Source organism: Hephaestia sp. MAHUQ-44 (assembly GCF_023806085.1).
Taxonomy (GTDB): domain Bacteria; phylum Pseudomonadota; class Alphaproteobacteria; order Sphingomonadales; family Sphingomonadaceae; genus Sphingomonas.
The window spans coordinates 80816-99698 of the sequence record NZ_JAMSLX010000008.1; the positions used below are offsets into that span (position 1 = coordinate 80816).

Genomic DNA, 18883 nt, shown 5'->3' on the forward strand with positions numbered 1-18883 from the left:
CCCATTTTGCTGAACCTTGGCTTAGCAGCCCCGGTTCTTCAACCCCCCAGGTTCTTCAATCGCAACGTCAGCAAGAAGGTGTTCCCACGCCGTGCGTCGCCGGTATCTTCATAGTCGCGCCGCCAGGTGACGCCGAGCTTGAGGCAATCGTCTTCATACGCGACGCCGAGCCGGTGACGGACCGGCTCGAAGCCGTCGACCGCCGACAGCGGGTCTTCCTTCGGCCCGGTCAAATCGACGATCGCCGAGCCGAACACCGACCAGAATTGCGAGACCTGCACCCGCGCGCCGACCCGTGCTTCCTCCCGATCCCGCAAATCCTCCAGTTCTTCGGTGATGTTGCGGTTGAGCCGGAGATAGCCGAGCATCACATAGGTGCGCCGCGAACCGATCGTGGCGTCGATCTCGTTGCGGCGGAAGGCGAAATTGTCCTTGTCGATCCGGAACCGATGGACCAGCGACACGAATTCACGATAGCGAATTTCGGTGCGGCCGACATAATCCGAAAAGCGGTCGTTCAGCCCCGTGCCGTCGGGAAACAGGCTCGGGCGCGAGGTCAGGCGGTAGCTCTGGCCGATATTGGTGTCGATCGAGATGCCCGGCAGGCTCAGCGTATAATCCAGGCCATAGGTGAAGCGCGTCGAATCCTCGAACCGATCGTAGCCCGCGAAGCGATTGAGCGCGAACAGGTTCGAATCCTCGAGATCGACCGCGCGCGCATCTTCATTGGGCAGGTCGAGATTGGCGATATGCGGCGCGGCGACGACCTGAACCCGTGGCGTCAGCCGCTGCGTGCCGCCAAGAAATTCGCCGACCAGCGGCCATTTGACGTCCACCGCCACCGCGCCGATCGCCTGCGTGTTGAAGCCGGATTCGCCGCGATAGGCCGCCACCGTCGTCGCCAGCGTATCACTGGTGTTGTAGAGATCGCCGCGCGCATAAGCGGTGAAGGTCACTTCCTGGCCCCAGCGCGTCAGCTTGCGCAGATCCCAGCGCGCGCCGGCGAAAGCACGCTGGGTATCCTGCCCCTCGGTCCGCGTGAGCGCGAGCGAATTGGCCTGCAACATCAACGTGCCGCCGAACAGCCCGTCGACCCGACGGCGATAATCGATTTCGGGCAACGCGATCGGCTGCATTCCCTGCTGGTCGTCGACGCGCAGCGTCTGCACCGCCCAACCGGCAAGCGAAAAATAGCTGTCGCGATCGATCCGTTCGAGCTGGATCGTGTTGCGCAGCCGATCGTCGCGCGAAATATCGTACCGGCGCAGGAAGGTGTCGTCGGTGGTCAGCCGGATCGAGCCGCTGACGCTCCAGTTCGGATCGAGCTGATAACGCCCCGCGGCATCGAGATAACCACGAAAATCCTCTTTGCTGCCCGGTGGCGCGGGGCCGATGAAATCGTCGCTGCGGCGGCTGACAGTGCCATAGCCGGTAAGCCGGAAGGCACCGAGCCGATTGATCTCGCGGTATTCGGCCTCGAGCATCGGCATCGCATCGCTGAACAGATGCGGCGTGATCGTCGCGGCGCGATTGCGCGCGAGCTGGAAATGATAGGGGACCGCGATCTCGATCCCGTTGGTTCGATCGTAGCGGATGTCGGGCGCGAGGAAGCCGCTGTCGCCATCGCTGCCGATCGGATGCGAAAAAGCGGGCAGCGGGACCCCGAGTCCGAAGAAATCGAGCCGCGCCCCCTGGTAATAGACGCGGCGTTTGTCGGGCCGGTAGGTGACGCGTACCGCGCTGATCTTCCAGGTCGGCTCCTTGGGGCAGCCGGTCGAACTCGTCACCGCGCACGGCGTATAGGCCGCGCCCTCCAGCGTCGCGACACCGTTCGCATCACGCGTGCCGCGCCGCGCGGCGAGCCGCCCCCCCTGTTCGAGCACGATCAGCATGTTTTCGACCACGCCGTCGCGCAGCGAATCGGTCAGGTCGATGCGATCGCCATAAGCGGTGTCGCCCTGAGGATTGGTGACCGCGATATTGCCGGTCGCGACGACCTGCCCGGTCTTGCGGTTCCACACCACCTGATCGGCGCGGAGCCGATCGTCGCGGCGGACCATGCGCACATCGCCGCTTGCGGTGACGACGTCGCCATCCATGTCATATTCGAGCGTGGCTGCGGAAAACTGGACCTGATCGGGATCAACAGGCCCGGAGTCGGCATCCGCTGCCTGCTCGGCGGGCGGGGGCGGGGCGTCCTGCCGCGGCAGATCCTGCGCGTGCGCGCCGCCACCGATCAGCGCTGCCGCGCCGATGACGCAAGTGGCCAACAAGGCGTGCCGGGTCACGGTAAACTCTTCCCCCAACGGGCCATATGCGTTCCATAAAGGCGATCGCCTATCGCATTGCCGCGCGCGGATCGCAATCGACGCCGCGCGCTTTGCCACGCAACCGTGGCTCGATTAGGACAGGCGCACGACTCGCCCAGGTGAATTATTTCCCGAGGATATGATGCAGATTCAGTTTTCAACCGCCCCCACCGATGCCGAATTGACCGTGCTTCCCGTCGAAAAAGACGGCCTCGCGCGGGTGAAATTCGGTGCGTTCGATGCATCGGCGCAGCGCGTGCTGCTTGCCGCGGCCAAGGCGGGGCGGTTCGAGGGCGAGGCAGGGGGAATCGTTGACGCGGTGGTCGCGGCGGGCGAGCGCGTTCAGCGCGTGGCGCTGATCGGGGTCGGCAGCGGCGAGGCCGATTACGAGCGCGCGGGCGGCGCGCTGACGGCGCGCTACCTCACCTCGGGCACGACCGCGCTGACGGTCGATTTCAACGCCTTGCCGGCGGCGGCGAGCCCGCGCGCAGTGGCACGCTTCGCGGCCGGCGCGGCGCAGCGCGGCTGGCGCTATGACGTCTATCGCACCAAGCTTGCCGACAAGGCCAAGCCGACATTGGCGACGCTGACGATTGCCGGCGCGCCCGCGGGCACCGACGCCGAATGGGCGCCGCGCGACGCGCTGACGCAGGGGCTGGCGCTGACCCGCGAGCTTGTCACCGAGCCGGCCAATATCCTCTATCCCGAAAGCTTCGTCGCGCGCGTCACCAAGTCGGTCGAAGGGCTCGGGCTCGAGTTCACCGTGCTCGGCGAGGAGGAGATGCGCGACCTGGGCATGGGGGCGCTGCTCGGCGTCAACCAGGGATCGCGCCGTGCGCCGCGGCTGCTCGCGCTCAAGTGGAACGGGGCCGGGGCGGGCGATCCCGCGCTCGCGCTGGTCGGCAAGGGCGTGACCTTCGATACCGGCGGCATCTCGATCAAGCCCGCCGGCGGGATGGAGGACATGAAGTGGGATATGGGCGGCGCCGGGGCCGTCGTCGGCACGATGAAGGCGCTCGCGCTGCGCAAGGCCAAGGCGAACGTGATCGGCGTGTGCGGGCTCGTCGAGAATATGCCCGACGGCAATGCGCAGCGCCCCGGCGATGTCGTGACGTCGATGTCGGGACAGACGATCGAGGTCATCAACACCGATGCCGAAGGGCGGCTGGTGCTGAGCGATGCGCTCACCTGGGTCCAGCGCACGCATCGGCCCAAGACGATCGTCGACCTCGCGACGCTGACCGGCGCGATGATCATCGCGCTCGGCAACGAGCATGGCGGATTGTTCGCCAATGACGACGGCCTGGCCGATCAGTTGCTCGCCGCCGGGCTCGCCTCGGGCGACAAATTGTGGCGGTTCCCGCTCGCCGATGCATATGACAAGCTGCTCGAAAGCCAGATCGCCGATATGAAGAACGTCGGCCCGCGCGGCGCGGGATCGATCACCGCGGCGCAGTTCCTCAAGCGTTTCGTCGATGAAGGCGTGCGCTGGGCCCATCTCGACATCGCCGGCATGGTCTGGGCCGACAAGCCCGGCGCAACCTATGACAAGGGCGCCACCGGCTATGGCGTGCGTGTGCTCGATCGGTTCGTGGCGGATAATTTCGAGCAATAAGCCGTCATGCCAGCAAAAGCTGGCATCTCTCCGTAACCCCCGAAACTCCAGCTTTTGGAGGGCCGGTTTGAGGCGGGCCGCATGCAGGTCGATTTCTACCATTTGACAGCAACACCGCTCGATCGCGTGCTGCCGCGGCTCGCCGAGCGGATTGTCGCCGACGGCGGCCGTCTGCTGATCGTCGCCGAAGATGCGCGACTGCCTGCGCTCGATCGGCTGCTCTGGACGTACAAGGCGGAGAGCTTTCTGCCGCACGCCTGCGCCGGCGGCGATGGTGACACCGTGCAGCCCGTTCTGCTTGCCGCGGTGCCCGGCGCGGCGAACGGCGCACGCAACATCCTGCTTGCCGACGGGGTGTGGCGCGAGGAGGCGCTGGGATTCGATCGCGCCTTCCACCTGTTCGACGAGGAGCGCATCCGCGAGGCACGGCTGACGTGGAAATCGCTCGGCGACCGCGACGGGATCGACCGCCGTTATTGGAAGCAGGACGATAGCGGGCGTTGGGAGCAGGCCGCCTGAGCCGGGTTGCATCGCAGCGCGACCGCGCCTAGGTCGGCGCGACTTTCGAACAACCAGCAGGAGTACGCGACCGCCATGGCCGCCAATCGCACCTTTTCGATCATCAAGCCCGATGCCACGCGCCGCAACCAGACCGGTGCGGTCACCAAGATGCTCGAGGAAGCCGGCCTGCGCGTCGTCGCCTCGAAGCGTATCCGCATGACGCGCGAGCAGGCCGAGGGCTTTTACGCTGTTCACCGTGAGCGCCCGTTCTTCAACGATCTGGTCGAGTTCATGATCTCGGGCCCGGTCGTGGTGCAGGTGCTCGAGGGCGAGGATGCGGTGCGCCGCAATCGCGACGTGATGGGCGCGACCAACCCGGCCGATGCGACCCCGGGTACGATCCGCAAGGAACTCGCCGAGTCGATCGAGGCCAATTCGGTCCATGGATCGGATTCGGATGAGAATGCGGCGATCGAGATCGCCTATTTCTTCAGCCCCGACGAGATCGTCGGCTGATATGGCGTGGCGGGTGCGGGCGGCGGTGCGCGATGACGCGGCCGCGCTCGCGCTCGTCGCCGCCGCCACCTTCCTCGACGCCTTTGCCGGCGTGCTCGAGGGCGCGGACATCGTCGCGCATTGCGGCAAGCACAACACGCCCGCCGCCTTTGCCGAGTGGATCGACGATCCCGCCGGCGCGGTCGCGCTGGTCGAGGCGATCCCCGGTGGCGCGCCGCTTGGCTATATGTTGCTGACCGCGCCCGATCTGCCGATCGAAACCGGCCCCGACGATATCGAACTCAAGCGGATCTACACGCTCTCGCGCTGGTACGGCGCGGGGATGGGGCCGGCGCTGATGAACCAGGCGTTCGACGATGCCGCCGACCTCGGCAAAAGCCGAATCCTGCTGGGCGTCTATGGCGGGAATTTGCGCGCACGCGCTTTTTACGAACGCCACGGCTTCGTGCTGGCCGGTGAGCGCCGCTTCCTCGTCGGCAGCACCTGGCACGACGATGTGGTCTATGCCCGCGAGGTTTAGCCTCCGCTCAGTTCGCCGGTTTTTCGCGCGCCCATAAGGCGTCGAGTCGCTTGGCCGAGCCGCTTCGTTCGCGCAGCACCAGCCCCTTGAGTCGCAATTTACGCCCGCGCAGCACGCGACCGTCGGTGTGCCAGATGATATCGTAGATCGCGCTATCGGTGCGATGCTGGTCGGCATCCCAATAATCGCTGGTGATCAGGACCGGGAGCCGGCCCTCGACCTGATCGGGGCCGCGATCGGTGAGATCGAGCATCGTACGCGCGAACCAGTTCGCGTCGATCCGTGTGTCGACCACCGCATGGCGCACCGGCAGCCCGAGATCGGCGGGGAAGGTGATGTCCAGGCTCTGGATGCGGTGTGCCGGATCCTTGAGCGCGAGCGCGGCGCCGTTATCGATCGGCGTCGCGACAAGCGAGACGATCGCCGCGGCATGGGCTTGCGCCACCTGTTCGGCCTTGCGCGCGGTGGCATCGTCGCGGCGCTGCGACCAGTTGTTCCACAGCGTCAGCCCGGCGATCGCGACCCCCGCCATCGCGAGCAGTTCGGCCAGCGTGATCCAGCGGCGACGGGTGGCGGCGGCTTCGGCCCTGGCGACCGCGCGTTCGGCGGCGTTCTCGATATTCGCCGACGGCGACACACCGGCGTCGGGCAACGGCCCGCTGGGGGGAAGGTCGCTCATCGCCCCTCCGCGGCGCGCAGCCGGGCCGGGGCCGCCAGCGCCCAGCTTTGCGCGAGTCGCTCCTCGATATGGTCCCAATCGGTATCGGGCGACGCGAGGTTGATTCCCAGCCAGCTCGGCAGATAGGCAGGCTTGTTGTAGGTTTCGGGCGCGATCTCGAGCAGCATCGCCTGTTCGTCGGGGCCAGCCACGCGCACGCAGACGACGACGCGGCCATCGCCATGGTGATTGTCGCGGAACTGCGCGAATTGCTTGCCCGCGACGAAGAAGGTCGGCTGGCCGTGCGACAGTCTCTCGCTGGTCTCAGGTAGCGCGAGCGCGGCGGCACGAAGCCGGTCGAGGGGCGGGGCAGCCGTCATCGCGCCATGAAGTCTGCCAGAACACGCGGATAAAGGCGATGCTCTTCGACAAGGACGCGCGCGGACAGCGTCTCGACGGTGTCGCCGGGCAGGATGGGCACCTCGGCCTGGCCGAGCACCGCGCCCGCATCCAATTCCTCGGTGACGACATGGACCGAACAGCCCGCGACCGCATCGCCCGCGTCGATCGCGCGCTGATGCGTATCGAGCCCCTTGTATTTGGGCAGCAGCGACGGGTGGATGTTGATGATCCGCCCACGCCAGCGCCCGACGAAATCGTCGGACAGCAGCCGCATATAGCCCGCCAACGCGATCACCTCGACCCCGGCCGCGCGCAATGCCGCGTCGATCTGCTGCTCATAAGCGGGTTTGCCGATGCCCCTGGGCGAGAGCGCGAACGTATCGATGCCCTCGGCGCGTGCCCAGTCCAACCCCGGTGCTTCGGGCTTGTCGCTGGCGACGATCGCGACCTCGTAGGGCCAGTCGGCTGCCTTGGCGGCTGCGACGAGCGCCATCATGTTCGATCCGCGCCCCGAGATCAGAATGCCGACTTTGGTCTTGGTCATCGTGGCAGATCACGCATTGTGGGTGGCCGACCAGCCTTGTTCGCTGCCCCAGCATCCGGCCGGCCCCGCAACGGTGCAGCCGCGCGTACCCTTGTCGACGATGCCCATCCGGTGAACGGTCTCGTTGGCCGTGGTCAGCGCGTTGGTGACGGCCTCGACCTCGGCTTCGGCGACGATCACCGCCATGCCGATCCCGCAGTTGAAGGTCCGCGCCATTTCGTCGGGGGCGATGTCGCCCTGCTGCTGAAGGAACGCCATCAGCGGCAATTGTGGCCACGCCCCGGCGTCGATCCGGGCATGGACCCCCTTGGGCAGCACCCGCGGAATGTTCTCGAGCAGCCCGCCGCCGGTGATGTGCGCGAGCCCCTTGATGCGCCCTTCGGCGATCGAGGGCAGCAGCGCCTTCACATAGATCCGCGTCGGTGCCATCAGCGCCTCGATCAGCGCGAGATCGCGATCGAACGGGGCAGGGGCATTGACGTCCCAGCCACGATCGGCCGCGAGCCGCCGCACCAGCGAGAAGCCGTTCGAATGCACGCCCGACGACCCGAGGCCGAGGACGACATCGCCGGCCGCGATGGTTTGGCCGGTCAGCACGCGATCGCGCTCGACCGCGCCGACGCAAAACCCCGCGAGATCATAATCGCCATCGGCATACATGCCGGGCATCTCGGCGGTCTCACCGCCGATCAGCGCGCAGCCGGCCTGACGGCAGCCATCGGCGATCGAGGCGACGACGCGCTCGGCGACGCGCGCGTCGAGTTTGCCGCTGGCGTAATAATCGAGGAAAAACAGCGGTTCGGCGCCCTGGACGATCAGATCGTTGGCGCACATCGCGACGAGATCGATCCCGACGCCGTCGTGGCGGTCATGATCGATCGCCAGCTTGAGCTTGGTGCCGACGCCGTCATTGGCGGCGACTAGCAGCGGATCGGTGAACCCGGCGGCCTTGAGATCGAACAGGCCGCCGAAACCGCCGAGATCGGCGTCGGCGCCGGGGCGGCGCGTGGCGCGCGCGAGCGGCGCAATCGCCTTCACCAGCGCATTGCCTGCGGCAATCGAGACGCCCGCATCGGCGTAGCTATACGGGCCCTTGCCCTGTGGCTTATCGGTCATAGCGGAAGCGCCTAGAGTGTTTTCGGATCAGACCGCACCGGCCCGCTTCCTCGTCCGGCCACCCATGGGATACAATCGCCGGGTGGCCGGGCGGGGGAGCGGGCCGGTGCCGTTTCGCTTGTGCGAAAAAGCGCTCTAACCACATCGCGCTTGGATTTCCACGCCTGCTTCGCCAAAAGGGCGCCTGTCATGCGTCGGTTCCCCCTTTTTCGCCCGCTCGTCGTGCTGCCCGCTTTGGCGGTGCTGGGCGTGGCCGGTGCGGTAACCGCGCAGATCGCGGGCGATCGCGGCGTTGCGCCGATCGACAGCTCGGGGAATTTCGAGGTTACCGACGTCCATGTCGACATCAGCGCGAAAAGTGCCGAGGACGCGCGCAAGGGCGGCTGGCGGCTCGCGCAGCGCAAGGCCTGGCAGATGCTGTCGCAACGGATGACGGGCCATGCCGGATCGCTGCCCGATTCGACACTCAACGGCCTGGTCTCGGGAATCGTCATCGAGAACGAGCAGATCGGCCCCACCCGCTATATCGCCACGCTGGGGGTGCTGTTCGATCGCGGCCGTGCGGGATCGCTGCTCGGTGTGGGCGGGCACAGCTTCCGCTCGCCGCCGATGCTCGTCATCCCGATCGAATGGAGCGGCGGCGTCGCGCAGAGCCTCGAATTGCGCACCGGCTGGCAGGAGGCATGGGCCCGCTTCCGCACCGGCAGCAGCACGATCGATTACGTGCGCCCGACCGGCACCGGATCTGACCCGCTGTTGCTCAACCTCGGCCAGACCGGGCGGCGCGATCGCGGCTGGTGGCGGATGGTGCTCGATCAGTTCGGCGCGTCGGACGTGCTGATCCCGGTTGCGCACCTGTATCGCCAATTTCCCGGCGGGCCGGTGATCGGCGTGTTCGAGGCGCGATTCGGGCCCGATAACCGGCGCATCGCGCGCTTCGCGCTGCGCGTCGAGAATGCCGATGGCGTGCCCGCGCTAATGGATGCGGGCGTTCAGCGGATCGATCAGGCGTATCAGAATGCGCTGCGTGGCGGCATCCTGCGGGTCGATCCCAGCCTCGCCTATATTCCGCCCCCCGAAGCCGAAGCGGCGCCCGACGACGGGCTGGGCGAGGATCTCATCGAGATGACCCCGGCGCCGGTGGCAGGGGCATCGTTCAACGTCCAGTTCGATTCGCCCAGCGCCGCCGCGATCGGCAGCACCGAGGCGGCGCTGCGCGCGGTGCCGGGGGTCGGCTCGGCGGCCACGACCAGCCTCGCCCTCGGTGGCGTCTCGGTGATGCAGGTGACCTATAGCGGCGACGTCAACGCGCTGCGCGCCGCGCTTGAAGCGCGCGGCTGGCAGGTCGATGTCGGCGGCACGACGCTCCGTATCCGGCGCCCGGTGGCGCCTGCGCCGGCGGCATCGCCGCCCGCCGCCGGAGGCGCGACGGCGGGATGAGCCAGATCGCGCTGCCCTTCGAGTGGCCGGCGGACCCCCGCGACGACGAATTTCTGGTCAGCAGTTCGAACGCGGCCGCGGTCCATGCACTCGAACATTGGGGCGCCTGGCCGGTGATGGCTGCGATCCTCGTCGGCCCGCGCAAATCGGGGCGCAGCCTGCTGGCGCGCATCTTCGCCGCCAAGAGCCACGGCAGCATCATCGACGATGCCGATCGCGCGCCCGAAACCGAGCTTTTCCATGCCTGGAACCGCGCACAGGCCGAACGCCGCCCGCTGCTGATGGTTACCGAGCAGGCCCCGCCCGAATGGAAAGTGCGACTGCCCGACCTTCGCTCGCGGCTCGCCGCGAGCCCGGTGGCGCGCCTCGGCCCGCCCGACGACGTGCTGATGCGCGCCCTGCTCGAGCGCCAGTTCATCAAGCGCGGGCTCGATGCGCGGCCCGATCTGATCGATTGGCTGCTGGCGCGAATCGAGCGTAGTCATATTGCCGTCATGCGCACGATCGATGTGCTCGATCAGCATGTGCTCGAACGCCGCAAACGCTTGTCGATCCCGCTGGCGCGGTCCACGCTGCGCGAAGCCGGCCTGGTGAACGATCACGCCACCGACGGCAGGGAGACCCGATGAACCGCCCCGCGCATCTCGCCCGGTTCCACGACGATGACGATCCGTTCACCGACGCGACCGCGGGCGACCGGTTTTTCAACCGCGAGCTTTCGTGGCTGGCCTTCAACCGCCGCGTGCTCGAGGAGGCGTGCAACAAGGCGCATCCGCTGCTCGAACGGCTACGCTTCCTGTCGATCTCGGGATCGAACCTCGACGAGTTCTTCATGGTCCGCGTCGCGGGCCTCAAGGGCCAGCAGCTTCAGGAGGTCGAGCGCCGCTCGGCCGATGGGCGCACGCCGGGGCAGCAGCTTGCCGAAATCAGCGACGCCGCCGCGACGCTGATGGCCGATATTCAGGCGGTATGGTGCGATCTTCGGGCGGCGCTTGCCGGTGAAGGGATCGAAGTCCTCGACTACGACCAGATCACCCCCGACCAGATCGCCTGGCTCGAAACCCATTTCCGCGATCAGCTTTTCCCGATCGTGACCCCGCAGGCGCTCGATCCGGCGCATCCGTTCCCGTTCATCCCCAATCGCGGATCGGGGGTGATGTTCGATCTGGAGCGCGTGTCCGACGGGGCGCCGGTGCGCGAACTGGTGATCTTGCCCGGCACCGCGCCGCGCTTTCTGCGGCTGCCGGGTGATCCCGCTTATTATGTCGCGATGGAAACGCTGCTCGCGCGGTTTTCCGGGCTGATCTTCCCCGGCTATCGCGTGAAGGCGGCGGCGGCGTTCCGCGTGCTGCGCGACAGCGACATCGAGATCGAGGAGGATGCCGAGGATCTCGTTCGCTATTTCGCCAATGCGATCAAGCGCCGGCGGCGCGGGCGCGTGATCCGGCTCGATCTCGAATCGGGGATGGCGGACGACCTCAAGGCACTGCTGCGCGACGAGCTCGGCGGGGCCGAGGCGATCATCACCGAAACCGGCGATTTTCTGGGTATCAGCGACCTCGACCTGCTCGTCGAGGAGGATCGGCCCGATCTCAAATTCCCGCCCTTCGCGCCGCGCTTTCCCGAGCGCATCCGCGAATATGGCGGCGATTGTTTCGCGGCGATCCGCGCCAAGGACATCGTCGTCCACCATCCGTACGAAACCTTCGATGTCGTCATCGCCTTCCTCAAACAGGCGGCAGCCGATCCGGATGTGGTGGCGATCAAGCAGACGCTGTACCGCGCGGGCAAGCAGCCGGCAGTAATCAACGCACTGATCGCCGCGGCCGAGGCGGGCAAATCGGTGACCGCGGTGGTCGAACTCAAGGCGCGCTTCGACGAGGAGCAGAATCTGCTCTGGGCCTCGGCGCTCGAGCGCGCGGGCGTCCAGGTCGTCTACGGCTTCATCGACTGGAAGACGCACGCCAAAATCTCGATGGTCGTGCGGCGCGAGGGGACGGGGTATCGCACCTATTGCCATTTCGGCACCGGAAATTACCATCCGATCACGGCCAAAATCTACACCGATCTCAGCTTCTTCACCGCCGATCCCCGGATCGGGAGCGATGCGGCGCACGTGTTCAATTACGTCACCGGCTATGTCGAGCCCGAGCACCTCCAGCTCATCAGCATGTCGCCGCGCGACTTGCGGGCACGGCTGATGGCGCTGATCGAAACCGAGATCGGGAATGCGCGCGCCGACAAGCCCGCCGCGATCTGGGCGAAGATGAACGCGCTGGTCGATCCAGCGGTGATCGAGAAGCTCTACGAGGCCTCGAACGCGGGGGTCGAGATCGAGCTTGTGGTACGCGGCATCTGCTGTCTGCGCCCCGGCGTACCTGAGATGTCCGAGCGCATCCGCGTCAAATCGGTGGTCGGGCGGTTTCTCGAACACAGCCGCATCTGGGCGTTCGGCAACGGCAAGGCGCTGCCCAATAATGACGCGAAACTGTTCATTTCATCGGCGGACTGGATGCCGCGCAATTTCGATCGGCGCGTCGAATATATGTTGCCGATCGAGAACCATACCGTCCACGATCAGATCCTCGATCAGGTGATGGTCGCCAATCTGCTCGACAACGAGCAGAGCTGGGAACTACAGCCCGATGGCACCTATAGCCGCGACGATCCGGGAGACCGACCGTTCAACCTCCACCGTTATTTCATGACCAATCCGTCGCTGTCGGGCCGCGGCGCCGCGCTGAAAACGAGCGAATCGGTGCCCAAGCTGTCGCTGCGCCGCCGCCGTTGACGGTGCGGCCAAGTGGCGCGCCGTGCGTTGGGTAGATCGATGGCAAATCTCCTGTCGCGCCGGACCGCCGCCGAGCTTGACGGCCCACCGCGGGTCGCGATCATCGACATCGGCTCGAACTCGATCCGCCTCGTCGTCTATCAGGGGCCGCCACGGCTGCCTTCGGTGCTGTTCAACGAGAAGGTCATGGCCGGGCTGGGCCGCGAGCTTGCCGACAAGGGGACGATCGGGCCCGATGCGATGGCGCGCGCGCGCGCCGCGCTTGCGCGGTTCGTCGCCGTGGTGCGCGCGATGGAGGTCTCGCGGCTGACGACGGTGGCCACCGCGGCGGTGCGCGAAGCGGATAACGGCCACGAACTCATCGCGCATGCCGAGGACCTCGGGCTCGACGTGACCTTGCTCGCGGGCGAGGAAGAAGCACGGATTTCGGGGCAGGGCGTGCTGTCGGGCATTCCCGACGCCGACGGCATCGTCGGCGACCTAGGCGGCGGCAGCCTCGAACTCGTGCGCGTATCGGGCGGCGAATTGTGCGATCGCGCCTCGTTTCCGCTCGGCGTGCTGCGGCTCGCCGCGATCCGCGAACGCGGCGATCACACGCTCGAACGCTATGTCGGCAAGATGCTCAGGAAAGCGGGTTGGGCCGGTGTTGGGGAGGGGCGCCCCTTGTACCTGGTGGGCGGATCGTGGCGTGCGCTGGCGCGGCTCGACATGCACACCACCAATTATGCGCTGCCGATCCTCCATCAATATGCGATGTCGGCCGAAACCGTCGCGCGGCTGGGCCGGATGATTCCGCGGCTTGAGAAGTCGTGGCTGCGTGACGTTCCCGAACTCTCCAACGCGCGAATCGCGACGCTGGGCGATAGCGCGGCGTTGCTGGCCACGTTGCTGCGTTCGCTGGGCAGCGACACGATGGTCGTCTCCGCCTTCGGGTTGCGCGAAGGCCTGCTGTACGGCCAGCTCGACCCGCGCCAGCGCACCGAAGACCCGCTGATCGTCGCCGCGCGCGAGGAAGGGCGACGCCTCGGCCGGTTCGCCGAGCACGGCAATCTGCTCGATCGGTGGATCGCACCGCTTTTTGCCGACGAGACGCCCGCGCTGGCGCGGTTGCGGCATGTGGCCTGCCTGCTCGCCGATGTCGGCTGGCACGCCAACCCGGAATTTCGCGCCGAACGCGGGCTCGACGCCGCGCTCCACGGCAATTGGGCGGCGATCGATGCGCGCGGGCGGGCGCGAGTCGCGCAGGCGCTGTTTACCAGCCTGGGCGGCGGCATCGTCTCCCCGGCGCCCTTGCCCGATCTGGCGACCGCGGACGATCTCGCGCTGGCGGCACGCTGGGGCCTCGCGATCCGGCTCGGTCAGCGGTTCAGCGCGGGCGTGGCCGGGCCGCTCAAACAGTCACGCCTGTCGTTGACGGGCGAGGCGCTGGTGCTCGATCTGCCTGCCTCGAATGCGGCCTTTTATGGCGAAGCGGTCGAACGACGCCACAAGGTGCTGGCGACGCAATTCGGCCGCAAGCCGGTGCTGACGCTCCGTTAAACGGAGCCGTGAGCGGTGATGAAGACGCGCCGCTTCCACGGGTGCGGACGATACCCCGATCAGCCGCAGGTAAACGAGGTGACGGCGTTCTTGTCATCGAGCATGATGTTGAGCCGATCGAAGCGGAAATCCATCGTCACCGCGCTGTTGGGTTGAATCCAGCGCACCGTGCGCGCGCCCGCCCGCTCCATCGCCGTCGCGCCCAGCGCCGCGCTGGCGGGCTGGCCGACCAGATCGGTGAGCGCGTCCGCCTTGCAGGCCACGCCGCTGGGATCGTTGGCGGCGGGGATATCCGTCGCGGGTGACGGGGTTTGGGCACAGGCGGCGAGCGCCACCGCGCCAAGCAGGATCGTCCGGGTCATGCAGCATCCTCCGTTCGGCTCATCTTGAGCTTGCCGTTCTGGACGGCAAACGCAAGCTGCCCTTCGACGAGCGCCAGCGCATCGCGACCGAATTCCTCGAACCGCCAGCCTTCGAGGATCGACAGCCCGTCGCGCTTGCCCGCCGCGAGCGCTTCGAGATCGTCGCTGCGCGCGAGCAGCTTGGCGGCGACGTCGATTTCGCGCGACCGGATCTTGAGCAACAATTTGAGCAGATCGGCGACCAGCGCGCCTTCCTTGCCCAATCCCGGCTTACGATCGTCGCGCAGCGGCATCTCGCTGGCGGGCAGCGGTTCGGCTGCGTCCAGCGCCGCCATCAGCCGTCCGCCGATGTCATTGCCCGCCCATGCGCCTGAAAGCCCGCGCACGCGCGCCAGATCGGCCTGTTTTTTGGGCGGCGACAGCGCGAGATCGGCGAGCGTCTCGTCCTTCATGATCCGCCCGCGCGGCAGATCCTTGCCCTGCGCTTCGATCTCGCGCCAGCGGGCCAGCGCCTTCAGGCGCCCCAGCGCTTCGGGTTTGCGCCCCGAAATCCGCACCCGCTTCCACGATTCGTCGGGATCGTTGATATAATGTGCCGGATCGGCAAGCCGCTCCATCTCCTGATCGAGCCAGGCGCCGCGCCCGGTTTTCTTGAGCTTTGCGAGCATCTTGGGGAAGATGACGGCGAGGTGCGTCACATCGGCGATCGCGTAATCGATCTGGCGTTTGTCGAGCGGCCGACGGCTCCAGTCGGTGAAGCGCGCACCTTTATCGACCTGGATGCCCAGCCAGCTATCGACGAGGTTCGAATAACCGATCTGCTCGCCTTGCCCGAGCGCCATTGCCGCGACCTGCGTGTCGAACAGCGGATTGGGGGTCGTGCCGGTGAGATTGGCGACGATCTCGATATCCTGCCCACCGGCGTGAAAAACCTTGAGCACATCGTGATTTTTGGTCAGCAGATCGAGCAGCGGCGTCAGGTCGATGCCCGGCGCGAGCGGATCGATCGCAGCCGCTTCGTTGTCGTCGGCGATCTGGATCAGGCACAGCTCGGGCCAGTAACTGTTCTCGCGCATGAACTCGGTATCCACCGCCACGAACGGCGCGGTGGCGAAGCGGCTGCAAAGGTTGGCGAGGGCTGCCGAGTCCTCGATCAGGTCATGGATGTGCATCGCGGCTCCATAGCGATGCGGCGGCGGCTTGACAAAGTGCCATCTGATGGGGAAGCGCAGCGCTTCTCTTGAAGCGTCACCCCCGCAAGGGCAGGGACCCGGCTCCTGCAATCGCCGCGTGTTGCATGGATACGAGCTGGGTTCCCGCCCTTGCGGGGATGACGTGCCGATATTGAAAGACGATTACCATGCACGCCTATCGCACCCACACCTGCGGCCAGCTTCGCGCGGATCAAGCGGGAGAGACCGTCCGCGTTTCGGGCTGGGTGCATCGCAAGCGCGATCATGGCGATCTCGTCTTCATCGACCTGCGCGATCATTACGGGATGGTCCAGATCGTCACCGAGATCGATGGCCCGGTGTTCTCGGTGATCGAGGGGCTGCGTGCCGAAAGCGTGGTGACGATCACCGGCACGGTCGAACGGCGTGCGGCCGATGCAATCAACCCCAACCTCCCCACCGGCGAGATCGAGATCCGCGCGATCGAGGCGACGCTGCTGTCTGCCGCCGCCGAACTACCGCTGCCGGTTGCGGGCGAGCAGGACTATCCCGAGGACGTGCGGCTGCGCTATCGTTTCCTCGATCTGCGCCGTGAGACGCTCCACGCCAATATCGTCAAGCGGACCAAGATCATCTCGGACATGCGCCGCCGTATGGAAGGCGCGGGGTTCACCGAATATTCGACCCCGATCCTGACCGCGTCGTCGCCCGAAGGCGCGCGCGATTTCCTGGTGCCGAGCCGCGTCCATCCGGGCAAATTCTACGCACTGCCGCAGGCGCCGCAGCAATATAAGCAGTTGCTGATGGTCGCGGGTTTCGACCGCTATTTCCAGATCGCGCCGTGTTTCCGCGACGAAGACCCGCGCGCCGACCGGCTGCCCGGCGAATTCTACCAGCTCGATCTCGAGATGAGCTTCGTGACGCAGGAAGACGTGTGGAACACGATGGAGCCGGTGATGGCCGGGGTGTTCGAGGCGTTCGCCGATGGCCGCCACGTGACGCCCGCGGGCAGCTTCCCGCGCATTCCGTATAGCGAGGCGATGCTCAAATACGGGTCGGACAAGCCCGATCTGCGCAACCCGGTACTCATCACCGACGTCACCGACCATTTCGTCGACTCAGGGTTCGGTATCTTCGCCGGGATCGTTGCCGGGGGCGGCGTCATCCGCGCGATCCCGGCGCCGGGCGCGGGCGCGGGCAGCCGCAAATTCTTCGACGACATGAACAATTGGGCCCGCTCGGAAGGGTTCTCGGGGCTCGGCTATATCAACATCAAGGACGGCGAGCCGGGCGGGCCGATCGCCAAGAACCATGGGCCCGACGCAACCGCGACACTGATCGCGGCGCTTGGGCTCGGCCCGAACGACGGTGTGTTCTTCGCCGCGGGCAAGGAAGCGCAGGCAGCCAAACTGGCGGGGCTTGCGCGGGTGCGCGTCGGCGAGCAACTCGACCTGATCGACAAGGATCGGTTCGAATTGTGCTGGATCGTCGATTTCCCGTTCTACGAATATGACGAGGACGAGAAGAAGGTCGATTTCGCGCACAACCCGTTCTCGATGCCGCAGGGCGGGCTCGACGCGCTCAACGATCAAGACCCGCTGACGATCAAGGCGTATCAGTACGACATGGTCTGCAACGGCTTCGAGATCGCATCGGGATCGATCCGTAACCAGTCGCCCGACACGATGGTCAAGGCGTTCGAACTGGTCGGGCTCTCCAAGGCCGACGTCGAGGAGCGTTTCGGCGGGCTCTATCGTGCTTTCCAATATGGCGCGCCGCCGCATGGCGGCATGGCGGCCGGGGTCGATCGCATAGTGATGCTGCTGTGCGGCGCGCAGAATCTGCGCGAGATCACCTTGTTCCCGATGAACCAGCGTGCCGAGGATCTGCTGATGGGGGCGCCGTCACCGGCGGCGCCGAAGCAGCTTCGCGAGCTTCAGGTCCGCATTGTCGAAGCACCAGCGAAGAAGGATGGCGACGCGGCCGGTGCGCCCAAGGCGGGCTGATCGTGGCGCGCCGAGGGTGATTTAGCGGCGCTGAGTCGCCAGATCATTCCATCTGGCTCGACATCGCTCTAACGCAGCTTGGAAATCCTCAAGCCATCGAGCTTGGCGCGGTCCTTGACCGATTCTTCGCTGCGCGTGAGCGCCTTGGCGATCGCCTTGAGCGGCATCCCCTTCTTCGCCAGTACGTGCAGCTTCTGCACCTCGTCGGCGGTCCAGGGCTGACGGTGGCGTTCAAACTGCTTCGCGCTCATGCAGCGTCCTCATCGGGGATAAGCCCGATCGCGAGGATCTCGATCGCGTCGGCTTTGCCGTTGAAGGGCAGCAATTCGCCTTCCTCGGCGCCGATCATCGCCTGCGCCAGCGGGGAGGCAAAACCGATGCGGTGCGTGGCGGGATCGGCCTCGTCAGCGCCGACGATGTCGATCCGGCGCTCGGTGCCGTTGAGGGTAAAGCGGACGCGCGTCCCGATCGCCACTTCGCCCTCGGGCGGGGGCGGGGCCAGCTCGGCGGTGGCGGCGCGCGTGTTCCAATAACGCAGGTCACGCTGACGCGACTCGGGATCGGCCGGGTCGTCAGCAAGCGATCGTTCGAGTCGCTGCACTTGTGCACGGATCAACCGGTCGCCGCGGGGGGTGACGATATTGGGTCCGGCGGGCAGCGGCAGTTCGAAACGAGGTTCCTTGTGCTCGTCGTCGCTTTCGCGCCGGAAAGCGACGCTCACGGCGCCGAACCGCCGATCACCGGTGCAAATTCGCCATCGTCGCCCATCACCCACAGCACCCCGTCGTGAATCGCGAAATAGGCGCCGCGCAGCTTGAGTTTGCCCGCTGCCTCGCGTTCGGCGACAAACGGGAACGTGTGGATATTGGCCAGCGAGACGCGCACCGTTTCGAGTTCGAGCGCGCGAGTCGCCTCGTCGCCATGGCCGTGTTCGGCGATGATCCGGTCGCGCGCCTCGTCGAGCATGTCGACCCAATTGGCGATGAACGCGCCGTCGCCCGGCGCCTTGTCGACAAAGGCATGGCTGAGCGACGCGCTGACGCCGCCGCACGATCCATGCCCCATCACGACGATTTCGGCGACTTCGAGCTGGGATACGGCGAATTCGATCGCCGCCGACACACCGTGCCGGCCGCCGCCGATTTCATAAGGGGGAACCAGATTGGCGATGTTGCGAACGACGAAGATTTCCCCCGGAGAGGCATCGAACACGGTCGCGGGATCGGTTCGGCTATCGGCGCAGGCGATCACCATCACGCGCGGATGCTGGCCGTGGGCCAATTCGGTCCAGCGGGTGTGGTGGTCTACATAGTCATGGTCGTGAAAACGGCGATAACCGGCGATGAGGTCCGCAAAGTCTGTCATGGACCGCCCTATTTGCAGGTTGACGCG

At 66.4% G+C, this 18883-nt stretch carries 19 protein-coding genes; 9 read left to right on the forward strand and 10 right to left on the reverse strand.

Going from position 1 to position 18883, the window contains the following annotated elements:
- Positions 1 to 38: 38 nt before the first annotated feature.
- Positions 39 to 2288, reverse strand: coding sequence for an LPS-assembly protein LptD (locus NFE57_RS10435; RefSeq protein ID WP_252135518.1), 2250 nt, complete (start codon positions 2286 to 2288; stop codon positions 39 to 41).
- A 163-nt stretch (positions 2289 to 2451) separates the two neighbouring features.
- Between NFE57_RS10435 and NFE57_RS10440 the strand changes: the two genes are divergently transcribed.
- The 4 genes from NFE57_RS10440 to NFE57_RS10455 all read left to right on the forward strand — a co-directional run bounded on the left by NFE57_RS10440 (position 2452) and on the right by NFE57_RS10455 (position 5461).
- Complete coding sequence (locus tag NFE57_RS10440) at positions 2452 to 3924, forward strand: leucyl aminopeptidase (RefSeq protein WP_252135519.1); 1473 nt, start codon at positions 2452 to 2454, stop codon at positions 3922 to 3924.
- Positions 3925 to 4005: 81 nt separating this feature from the next.
- Positions 4006 to 4443 carry a DNA polymerase III subunit chi gene (locus NFE57_RS10445; RefSeq protein WP_252135520.1) on the forward strand — a complete coding sequence of 146 codons (438 nt, stop codon included), beginning with the start codon at positions 4006 to 4008 and terminating at the stop codon, positions 4441 to 4443.
- A gap of 75 nt (positions 4444 to 4518) precedes the next feature.
- Complete coding sequence (ndk, locus tag NFE57_RS10450; RefSeq protein ID WP_252135521.1) at positions 4519 to 4941, forward strand: nucleoside-diphosphate kinase; 423 nt, start codon at positions 4519 to 4521, stop codon at positions 4939 to 4941.
- A gap of 1 nt (position 4942) precedes the next feature.
- Positions 4943 to 5461: a GNAT family N-acetyltransferase gene (locus NFE57_RS10455; protein ID WP_252135522.1), complete on the forward strand. Its 519-nt coding sequence runs from the start codon at positions 4943 to 4945 to the stop codon at positions 5459 to 5461.
- A gap of 7 nt (positions 5462 to 5468) precedes the next feature.
- Here NFE57_RS10455 and NFE57_RS10460 read toward each other — a convergent pair whose 3' ends face one another.
- The 4 genes from NFE57_RS10460 to purM are packed head-to-tail and all read right to left on the reverse strand — an operon-like array spanning position 5469 to position 8181.
- Positions 5469 to 6140, reverse strand: a complete 672-nt coding sequence (locus tag NFE57_RS10460; RefSeq protein WP_252135523.1) for a hypothetical protein — start codon at positions 6138 to 6140, stop codon at positions 5469 to 5471.
- The gene (locus tag NFE57_RS10465) at positions 6137 to 6499 is read right to left on the reverse strand and encodes an MmcQ/YjbR family DNA-binding protein (RefSeq protein ID WP_252135524.1); all 363 of its coding nucleotides are present in this window, start codon (positions 6497 to 6499) and stop codon (positions 6137 to 6139) included. The genes NFE57_RS10460 and NFE57_RS10465 overlap by 4 nt, the downstream gene beginning before the upstream one ends.
- A complete protein-coding gene (gene purN, locus NFE57_RS10470) occupies positions 6496 to 7065 on the reverse strand; it encodes a phosphoribosylglycinamide formyltransferase (RefSeq protein WP_252135525.1) in 570 nt (189 codons plus the stop codon). The genes NFE57_RS10465 and purN overlap by 4 nt, the downstream gene beginning before the upstream one ends.
- A gap of 9 nt (positions 7066 to 7074) precedes the next feature.
- The gene (purM, locus tag NFE57_RS10475; RefSeq protein ID WP_252135526.1) at positions 7075 to 8181 is read right to left on the reverse strand and encodes a phosphoribosylformylglycinamidine cyclo-ligase; all 1107 of its coding nucleotides are present in this window, start codon (positions 8179 to 8181) and stop codon (positions 7075 to 7077) included.
- 189 nt (positions 8182 to 8370) lie between these two features.
- On the opposite strand from purM, the gene NFE57_RS10480 reads away from it, so the two are divergent.
- From NFE57_RS10480 to NFE57_RS10495, 4 genes are read left to right on the forward strand one after another with little or no spacing between them, the layout of a single operon-like run.
- The gene (locus NFE57_RS10480; protein ID WP_252135527.1) at positions 8371 to 9621 is read left to right on the forward strand and encodes a heavy-metal-associated domain-containing protein; all 1251 of its coding nucleotides are present in this window, start codon (positions 8371 to 8373) and stop codon (positions 9619 to 9621) included.
- Positions 9618 to 10250 (forward strand): HdaA/DnaA family protein, encoded by a 633-nt coding sequence (locus tag NFE57_RS10485; protein ID WP_252135528.1) that lies wholly within the window; start codon positions 9618 to 9620, stop codon positions 10248 to 10250. The genes NFE57_RS10480 and NFE57_RS10485 overlap by 4 nt, the downstream gene beginning before the upstream one ends.
- A complete protein-coding gene (locus NFE57_RS10490; RefSeq protein ID WP_252135529.1) occupies positions 10247 to 12412 on the forward strand; it encodes an RNA degradosome polyphosphate kinase in 2166 nt (721 codons plus the stop codon). The genes NFE57_RS10485 and NFE57_RS10490 overlap by 4 nt, the downstream gene beginning before the upstream one ends.
- Before the next feature lie 39 nt (positions 12413 to 12451).
- On the forward strand, positions 12452 to 13951 hold the full coding sequence (locus NFE57_RS10495) for a Ppx/GppA family phosphatase (RefSeq protein ID WP_252135530.1): 1500 nt from the start codon (positions 12452 to 12454) through the stop codon (positions 13949 to 13951).
- 59 nt (positions 13952 to 14010) lie between these two features.
- Here the strand turns inward: NFE57_RS10495 and NFE57_RS10500 are convergent, their stop codons facing one another.
- Positions 14011 to 14313, reverse strand: coding sequence for an I78 family peptidase inhibitor (locus NFE57_RS10500; protein WP_252135531.1), 303 nt, complete (start codon positions 14311 to 14313; stop codon positions 14011 to 14013).
- Positions 14310 to 15485 (reverse strand): ribonuclease D, encoded by a 1176-nt coding sequence (gene rnd, locus NFE57_RS10505; RefSeq protein WP_252135532.1) that lies wholly within the window; start codon positions 15483 to 15485, stop codon positions 14310 to 14312. Before rnd ends, NFE57_RS10500 begins: the two co-directional genes overlap by 4 nt.
- Before the next feature lie 188 nt (positions 15486 to 15673).
- Between rnd and aspS the strand changes: the two genes are divergently transcribed.
- The gene (gene aspS / locus NFE57_RS10510; RefSeq protein ID WP_252135533.1) at positions 15674 to 17491 is read left to right on the forward strand and encodes an aspartate--tRNA ligase; all 1818 of its coding nucleotides are present in this window, start codon (positions 15674 to 15676) and stop codon (positions 17489 to 17491) included.
- Positions 17492 to 17559: 68 nt separating this feature from the next.
- Here aspS and NFE57_RS10515 read toward each other — a convergent pair whose 3' ends face one another.
- The 3 genes from NFE57_RS10515 to NFE57_RS10525 are packed head-to-tail and all read right to left on the reverse strand — an operon-like array spanning position 17560 to position 18856.
- A complete protein-coding gene (locus tag NFE57_RS10515) occupies positions 17560 to 17742 on the reverse strand; it encodes a hypothetical protein (protein ID WP_252135534.1) in 183 nt (60 codons plus the stop codon).
- Positions 17739 to 18212 carry a GreA/GreB family elongation factor gene (locus NFE57_RS10520; RefSeq protein WP_252135535.1) on the reverse strand — a complete coding sequence of 158 codons (474 nt, stop codon included), beginning with the start codon at positions 18210 to 18212 and terminating at the stop codon, positions 17739 to 17741. Before NFE57_RS10520 ends, NFE57_RS10515 begins: the two co-directional genes overlap by 4 nt.
- On the reverse strand, positions 18209 to 18856 hold the full coding sequence (locus NFE57_RS10525) for a carbonic anhydrase (protein ID WP_252135536.1): 648 nt from the start codon (positions 18854 to 18856) through the stop codon (positions 18209 to 18211). Before NFE57_RS10525 ends, NFE57_RS10520 begins: the two co-directional genes overlap by 4 nt.
- Positions 18857 to 18883 lie beyond the last annotated feature (27 nt).